The 6973-nt window shown below is 67.9% G+C and carries 6 protein-coding genes and 2 pseudogenes; 7 read left to right on the top strand and 1 reads right to left on the bottom strand.

The window, feature by feature from the left end; all coding sequences use genetic code 11:
* The 7 genes and pseudogenes from AC1DJT_RS32530 to AC1DJT_RS32500 form a co-directional block, all read left to right on the top strand.
* Positions 1–1094, top strand: a 1094-nt coding sequence (locus AC1DJT_RS32530) for an ABC transporter ATP-binding protein (RefSeq protein ID WP_476835689.1), incomplete at its 5' end; no start/stop codon positions are given.
* The gene (locus AC1DJT_RS32525; protein WP_441507338.1) at positions 1094–1927 is read left to right on the top strand and encodes an ABC transporter permease; all 834 of its coding nucleotides are present in this window, start codon (positions 1094–1096) and stop codon (positions 1925–1927) included. The genes AC1DJT_RS32530 and AC1DJT_RS32525, both read left to right, overlap by 1 nt.
* A gap of 1 nt (position 1928) precedes the next feature.
* The gene (locus AC1DJT_RS32520) at positions 1929–2714 is read left to right on the top strand and encodes an ABC transporter permease (RefSeq protein ID WP_441507337.1); all 786 of its coding nucleotides are present in this window, start codon (positions 1929–1931) and stop codon (positions 2712–2714) included.
* 36 nt (positions 2715–2750) lie between these two features.
* A complete protein-coding gene (locus AC1DJT_RS32515) occupies positions 2751–3764 on the top strand; it encodes a proline racemase family protein (RefSeq protein ID WP_476835688.1) in 1014 nt (337 codons plus the stop codon).
* A 373-nt stretch (positions 3765–4137) separates the two neighbouring features.
* A complete protein-coding gene (locus AC1DJT_RS32510) occupies positions 4138–4845 on the top strand; it encodes a L,D-transpeptidase family protein (protein ID WP_476835687.1) in 708 nt (235 codons plus the stop codon).
* 555 nt (positions 4846–5400) lie between these two features.
* Positions 5401–5580: pseudogene (locus AC1DJT_RS32505) on the top strand (YeiH family putative sulfate export transporter); the annotation flags it as partial.
* 9 nt (positions 5581–5589) lie between these two features.
* Positions 5590–6504: a LysR family transcriptional regulator gene (locus tag AC1DJT_RS32500; RefSeq protein WP_441507334.1), complete on the top strand. Its 915-nt coding sequence runs from the start codon at positions 5590–5592 to the stop codon at positions 6502–6504.
* A gap of 55 nt (positions 6505–6559) precedes the next feature.
* Here AC1DJT_RS32500 and AC1DJT_RS32495 read toward each other — a convergent pair.
* Positions 6560–6973, bottom strand: a pseudogene (locus tag AC1DJT_RS32495) (nuclear transport factor 2 family protein); the annotation flags it as partial.

Raw genomic sequence — 6973 nt, 5'->3', positions numbered from 1 at the left:
GCCCACGACCGGGCACGAGCACCACGAGCCGCAGCATGAGCACCCCCATCCTTGCCATCGACGGCCTGTCCAAGCATTTCGGCGGGCACGCGGCCCTGACGGAGATCGACCTCTCTGTCGAGCAGGGCGAGTTCATCGCGCTGCTCGGCCCGTCGGGTTGCGGCAAGACCACGCTGCTGCGCTGCATCGCCGGCTTCCTGACGCCGGAGGCCGGCACGGTCAGGCTCGCCGGCGAGGATGTGACACGGCTGCCGCCCTATCGCCGCCCGCTCAACACGGTGTTCCAGAACTACGCGCTCTTCCCGCATATGAGCGTCCTGGAAAATGTCGCCTATGGGCCGCGCCGGCAGGGCACGTCGAAGGGCGAGGCAACCCAGCGCAGCACCGAGGCGCTGGAGCTCGTCGGCCTCGCCGGCTTCGGCGAGCGCCTGCCGGCCCAGCTCTCCGGCGGCCAGCAGCAGCGCGTGGCGCTGGCGCGCGCCATCGTCAACCGGCCTCAGCTGCTGCTGCTCGACGAGCCGCTGAGCGCGCTCGACCTGAAGCTGCGCAAGAAGGTCCAGGGCGAGCTCAAGCAGATCCAGCACCGGCTCGGCATCGCCTTCCTGTTCGTGACGCATGACCAGGACGAGGCGATGAGCATGGCCGACCGGATCGTGCTGATGAACCGCGGCCGCATCGAGCAGATCGGCCGCGGCCAGGACATCTATGCCCGGCCGGCGAGCCGCTTCGCCGCCGACTTCATCGGCGATGCCAACCTGCTCCAGGTCGAGCGGCGCGGCGACGGCAGCCTGTCCCTTCTGGACGGCGCGATCATCCGTCCCGCCTGCGACGCTCCGCAAGGCGCGCTAACCGGCGTGCTGCGGCCCGAGGATATCCTCATTGCGCCGGAGCCCGTCGCCGATCGCCTCTCCCTGCCGGCCGTGCTCTCCGAGATCACCCATGTCGGCAGCCATGCCCTCGTCACGGTCTTGGTCGGCGGCACCGTCCTGACGGCCAGGCTCGCGCCGTCGGCGCTGGCGGGCCTCGCGCCGGGCCAGCCGGTCTTCGCCACGATCCGCCCCGGCGATCTCAGCCTCGTGCCGGTGGACGCGTGATGAGCGGGAGGCTGCGCACGGTCGTGCTGCTTTGCGCCCTGCCGGCGGCGTTCTTCGTCGCCTTCTTCCTGGCGCCGATGGCGGTCGTCCTGATCGCGAGCCTGACCACGCCGGATGGTCACCTGACCTTCGCGCATTACCTGCGCATCCTCGCCGACAGCTATCACTGGGACGTGCTGTGGGTGACCTTCCGGATCGGCGCGCTGACCACGCTCGTCTCAGTCGTGATCGGCTATCCGCTCGCCTGGTACCTCGTGCGCGTGGTGCGCTGGCGGCCCTGGCGCCGGTTCTGCGTCATCCTGCTCATCGTGCCGCTGTTCACCAGCAACATCGTACGCTCCTTCGGCTGGATGGTGCTGCTCGGCCGCAACGGCCTCGTCAATGACGGCCTGATCGGGCTGGGCCTGATCGAGCGGCCGATGCGCTTCCTCGGCACCGAGCTCGGCATCCTGATCGGCCTCGTCTACATCCTGCTGCCCTTCATCGTGCTGGCGGTCGGCAACGCGCTCGCCAAGGTCGATCCGGCGCTCGAACACGCCTCCGCCGATCTCGGCGCGACGCCGGCCGGCACCTTCTGGAAGATCACCTTCCCGCTCAGCCTGCCCGGGCTGATGGCCGGCGCGGTCATGGTCTTCATGCTGGCGGTCAGCGCTTATGTCACGCCGGCGCTGCTCAGCGGCGGGCGGATCACCGTCTTCTCCATGCTGATCTTCCAGCAATACAGCTCGGTCTTCGACTTCAACTATGGCGGCGCGCTCAGCATCACCATGCTGGTGCTGACGCTGGTGCTCGTCACGCTCGCCGGGCGCCTCAGCGAGCCGAGGAGAGCCTGAAATGGTCACGCACCTCGTCAGGATCATCTCCCTTGCGGCACTCGCCTATCTCGCCCTGCCGCTCGTCGTGCTGGTCGGCGCCTCGCTGACCACGACCAGCTTCCTCGCCTTCCCGCCGCAGGGGCTCACCCTCGCCTGGTACGGCAAGATGCTGGGCGACCCGTCCTACGTCTCGGCCTTCATGACCAGCACGCTGCTCGCGATCGCCGCGACCATCGTCGCGGTCGTGCTGGCGGTGCCCGCCGCGATCGCGATCGCTCGCTATCGCTTTCCCGGCCGCCGCCTGCTGTCGGAAATCCTGATGTCGCCGCTGATCCTGCCGCATGTCGTGCTCGGCGCGGCGCTGCTGCAATATGGCAGCGCGATCGGCCTGGTGCGCAGCTTCACGGCCCTGCTCGTCGGGCATGTCGTGATCATCATGCCCTTCGTCCTGCGCGCCGTGCTGCCGCAGCTCAGCGACGAGCAGCGCAGCCTGGAGGAGGCGTCGGCCGATCTCGGGGCTAGGCCGCTGACGACCTTCTTCCTGGTGACGCTGCCGCAGATCCGCAGCGGGCTCGTCAGCGGCGCGATCTTCGCTTTCATCGCCTCCTTCATCAATGTCGAGCTCAGCATCTTCAACACCACGGCCGAGCTGACCACGATCCCGGTCAAGCTGTTCAACTACGTCCAGTACACGATCGACCCGATGATCGCGGCGGTCTCCGGCCTGACGATCATCGTCGCCGCGATCGTGATCGTGCTGCTCGACCTCACCATCGGCCTCGACGTGCTCTCCGAGCGCCGCTGATCCCGTCCACCCCGTTTAGTCCCAAGGAGCCCGCACATGCGCCAGCAGAATATCTTCGACGTCGTCTACACCCATACCGAGGGCGAGCCCCTCTGCATCATCCATAGCGGGATTCCCTATCCCGCCGGCTCGAACATCCTGGAGAAGCGCCGCTTCCTCGAGGAGAACTACGACTGGCTGCGCTGCGCGCTGATGCGCGAGCCGCGCGGGCACAAGGACATGTTCGGCGTGTTCCTGACGCCGCCGTCGAGCCCGGACTACGATGCCGGCCTGATCTATATCGACGGCACGCAGTACTCCCATATGTGCGGCCACGGCACGATCGCGGTCGGCATGGMGATGGTCGCGCTCGGGCTCGTCCGGCGCGGCGCCAATGGCGTCACGACGATCCGCTTCGAGACCACCGCCGGCCTGGTGACGGCCGAGGTCGCCAATGACGGGCCGGACGTGCTGTGGACCCGATTTGAGAACGTGCCGGCCTATGTCGCGGCGCAGGACGTGCCCTTCGACCTGCCGGGCATCGGCCAGCTCAAGGCCGACATCGTCTGGGGCGGCAATTATTTCGGCATCATCGACCTGCGCGGCACCTCGCTGCGGATCTCGCCGGAGAACGGCTCGGAGCTCTCCCGGCTCGGCATTATCGCCCGCGAGCAGCTGCGCCAGAAGGTTGCCATCCAGCACCCGGCGTCGAGCCACATCAACAATTTCAACTTCGTGACCTTCTGGCACGAGCCGACGATCGAGGGCGCTTTCTACAAGAACGTCCACGTCTTCTCCGCCGGCCAGCTCGACCGCTCGCCGGGCGGCACCGGCACGAGCGCGATGATGGCGATGTATGAGGCGCGCGGCCTGCTCGCGTTGCACCAGCCGATCCGCTCGGAAGGGCTGCTCGGGTCGGGAACCTTCGAAGGCTGCCTGATCGGCGAGGCGAACCTGAACGGCACGCGCGCCGTGCGCCCGACCGTGAAGGGCACCGCCGGGTTGCTCGGCACCGCACGCTGGACGATCAACCGCGACGATCCGGTCGACGCCGGCTTCCTCGTCGCCTGACCGGCATCGCGCCGGGACAGCCAGGCCAGGCCGTCCCGGCGCGACCGGCTTCATGGCTCCGCAAGGCCCCGGCCCGCGCCAGAGCCGCGCGCCCCTCGCCCGGCCCGAATGCGCAAAATGCCGGGCGAATGAGCCGAGGCGCCGCTGACCCGAGCGGTGCCGTGACCTGCACGTTTTTGTCGAAGCCACCGCGACGTAACGCTGCGAGACAGCGTGGACGGTAGCGGGCTTGGTGCATGGCAAGCCCCGTGCAACAAAGGCCAGAGCTTGCCAGCCGGGCCATGTCCCGGCAATCTTAGCTCAGGAAGACGCTCAGCGGGTGTATGCCCGAGTATTCTCTCGTCGGGCAGCAAGACATGGGAAGTCCAAAATCATGATCATGGACGGTGGCAATGCCGATGCCGGCAAGATGGACGAGATCGCTCTGATCGGGCGTCGCACGGGACTTATCAACCGCCGGTCGTTTCTGGTCGGTTCTGCCGCCGGCGTCGRCGCGCTCGGACTCGCCGGCTGCACGACCGACGGCATGAGCCTCGCCGAGGCGGCCAAGATCTACGGGCCGGTGCCCGAAGAGAAATTCCCGATCCCGGCTGTCGATGTCAGCAAGGTCGATCCGAAATATTATCGCCGGACCGTTCGCTACGAGACCAAGGAAGCGCCCGGTACGATTATCGTCGACCCCGGCAATTACTACGTTTACCGCGTCGAGGACGACGGATCGGCCACCCGCTATGGCGCCAATGTCGGCCGCGACGGGTTCCGGTGGAGCGGGGACGCCTATATCGGGCGCAAGGCGGAATGGGCGACCTGGACACCGCCCAAGGAGATGATCAAGCGCCAGCCCGAGGCGGCCAAATACGCCCGCGGCATGCCCGGCGGCCTCGAAAACCCGCTCGGCGCCCGCACGCTCTATCTCTATCAGAACGGCGCCTACACGCTCTACACGATCTACGCCTCCAGCGACCCCGAATCGATCGGGAACGGCATCACAAGCGGCTGTGTCGGCCTGCTCAGCCAGGACATGATGCACCTGTACTCGCGTACGCCGGTCAAGACGAAGGTCGTCGTCCTGCCGGCATAGCAACGGTCAGTCCCCGGTCCAGGCGCCGCCCGGCCCCGAGAACAGCGACGGCGCGCATTGGTGGAACTTACCTTCGCTGAAGGCTTCCACTGCCAGAAGAACTGAGCCCGTCGGCTCGCCGCCGCCTGTGAATGCATACGCCAGGTGCGGGCTCCAATCCGGAAGGAGGCGAGCATCGCACCAGGTTGCAGCCAGAGCGCCAGTTCTCCCACATTCGCGCCATCTGTCGCGGCGATGGCGCCGGACTCGGCCGCAGCAAATGGGTGCCGAGCCCATCGGGCCGCTCGGCGCCACACATGTCCCGTCGCTCGCATGTCTCCAATCCGACAGAGGCCGCCGTTGAAACTCGCCAGAGATCGGCCCTGACGGCGCACCACGTTCACCTTGGAACACCCGCGATCGCTGCCGCCTGCATTCAGCCGATTTCATCCTCCGTTCGCCCCTCGCCGAGCACGGCTCTGCGCCTCCCGGCAAGCCCTCGCGCCGGGGATCAATCGTCTCCGTCGATCATTACGTCGCCATGGTCGGCCTCGCGTCGTCAGCGTGCGAAGCCCAGCCAAGTCGCTGATCGTTCTTTCCACCACCTTCCTCCTCTCGATGGCGCTGGCCGCGATGGGGCTCGAGACCGATATCGCCAAGCTCAGGGCCAAATGCCTGCGCCCTCTCCTGCTCGGCCTTGCGGCCTTTCCTTTCATCGCGTCATTCAGTCTGATGCGGATGAAGCTCACGATGTGAAGGATCGCGATGACGCTCGAACAGCTCAGGATCTTCGTCGCGGTCGCCGAGCGCGAACATGTCACAAAAGCCGCGACCGAGCTGAACCTGACCCAGTCGGCGACGAGCGCCGCGGTCGCGGCCCTGGAAGCGCGCCATGCGGTCAAACTGTTCGATCGCATCGGCCGGCGCATCACGCTGACCGATGCCGGCCGGCTCTTCCTGGCCGAGGCGCGCGCCGTGCTCTCCCGCGCCGCCTCGGCCGAGGCCGTGCTGGCCGATCTCGCCGGGCTGAAGCGCGGCCGGCTCGCCTTCGCCGCGAGCCAGACCGTCGCCAATTACTGGCTGCCGCCGCTGCTGCACGCCTTTAGGGCGCGCCATCCCGGCATCGAAACGCCGCTGACGATCGGCAACACGCAAACTGTCGCTCAGGCCGTCCATGACGGGCTCGCCGATCTCGGCATCGTCGAGGGGGAGATCGACGACCCGCATCTGGCGATCTCGCCGGTGGCCGAAGACGAGATGGTGCTGGTCGTCGCCCGCGGGCATCGCTGGGCCGGCGCAGCCGCGCTCGCAAGCGCGGCCTTCGCCGAGGCGCCCTGGGTCCTGCGCGAGCCGGGCTCGGGCACGCGCCGGCTGTTCGAAGACCTGCTGGCACGCGACGGCCGGAGCCTCGCGGAACTCGACATCGCGCTTGAATTGCCCTCGAACGAAGCCGTCAGGGCGGCGGTGGAGGCCGGTGCCGGGGCGACCGTGGTCTCGCGCCTGGTGGTCGCGGCGGCGCTGCGGGCCGGGTCACTGGTTGCGGTCGCAGCGACCGTGCCGCGACGCCGCTTCTACGCCCTACAGCACAAGGAGCGCTATGTCGGCCGGGCCGCGCAGGCCTTTCTGTCGCTCCTGCGCGAGCAGGCCGGCGCGGCCGAACCTGGCAGCGGGCGCATCTGATCCCAGACCGCTCCCGGCCCGAACCGCTGCCGGCCCGGCGGCTCCATCCGAAGCCTCAGCGCTGGCGTGGCTGATTGTTGTCGACGACCTGCTGGTAGGCGACGAGGTCGAGGAACGCCTCGGCCTCGGCGACCTTGCCGTCCTTCATCCGGAACACCAGGCGAACTGGTTGCGATAGGGATGTCCGCCAGTCGTCGTGGCCGTCGCGTCGAAGCGGACGATCACCCGGTCGCCGACGGCCCAGATGTGCCGGACCTGGGGAACGAGCGGGGTCGCGAGGCGGCTGACCAGCGGCACGGAGGCCCGCTCAATGAAATCCGTCATGCCGCGATAGGTGCCCGCGACGGAACCGGAGCCCGGAATCGTCCAGACGATGTCGGGGGCCAGCAGCTGCTGGAAGACATTGTCCCCGGCGGCCCAGCGCTGGAACGCGTCGCGCACGATGGTCTCGTTGCGTGCGGTGTCGGCC

The organism is Allobosea sp. 05T422_2, assembly GCF_056396265.1.
The sequence above is the reverse complement of the archived record's forward strand: the minus strand, read 5'-3'. Positions and strand labels throughout refer to the sequence as shown.

Excerpts from the sequence above, each read along its gene's own strand:
- AC1DJT_RS32520 (WP_441507337.1), top strand. The coding sequence starts at position 1,929 with ATGGTCACGCACCTCGTCAGGATCATCTCCCTTGCGGCACTCGCCTAT.
- AC1DJT_RS32525 (WP_441507338.1), top strand. The coding sequence starts at position 1,094 with ATGAGCGGGAGGCTGCGCACGGTCGTGCTGCTTTGCGCCCTGCCGGCG.
- AC1DJT_RS32500 (WP_441507334.1), top strand. The coding sequence starts at position 5,590 with ATGACGCTCGAACAGCTCAGGATCTTCGTCGCGGTCGCCGAGCGCGAA.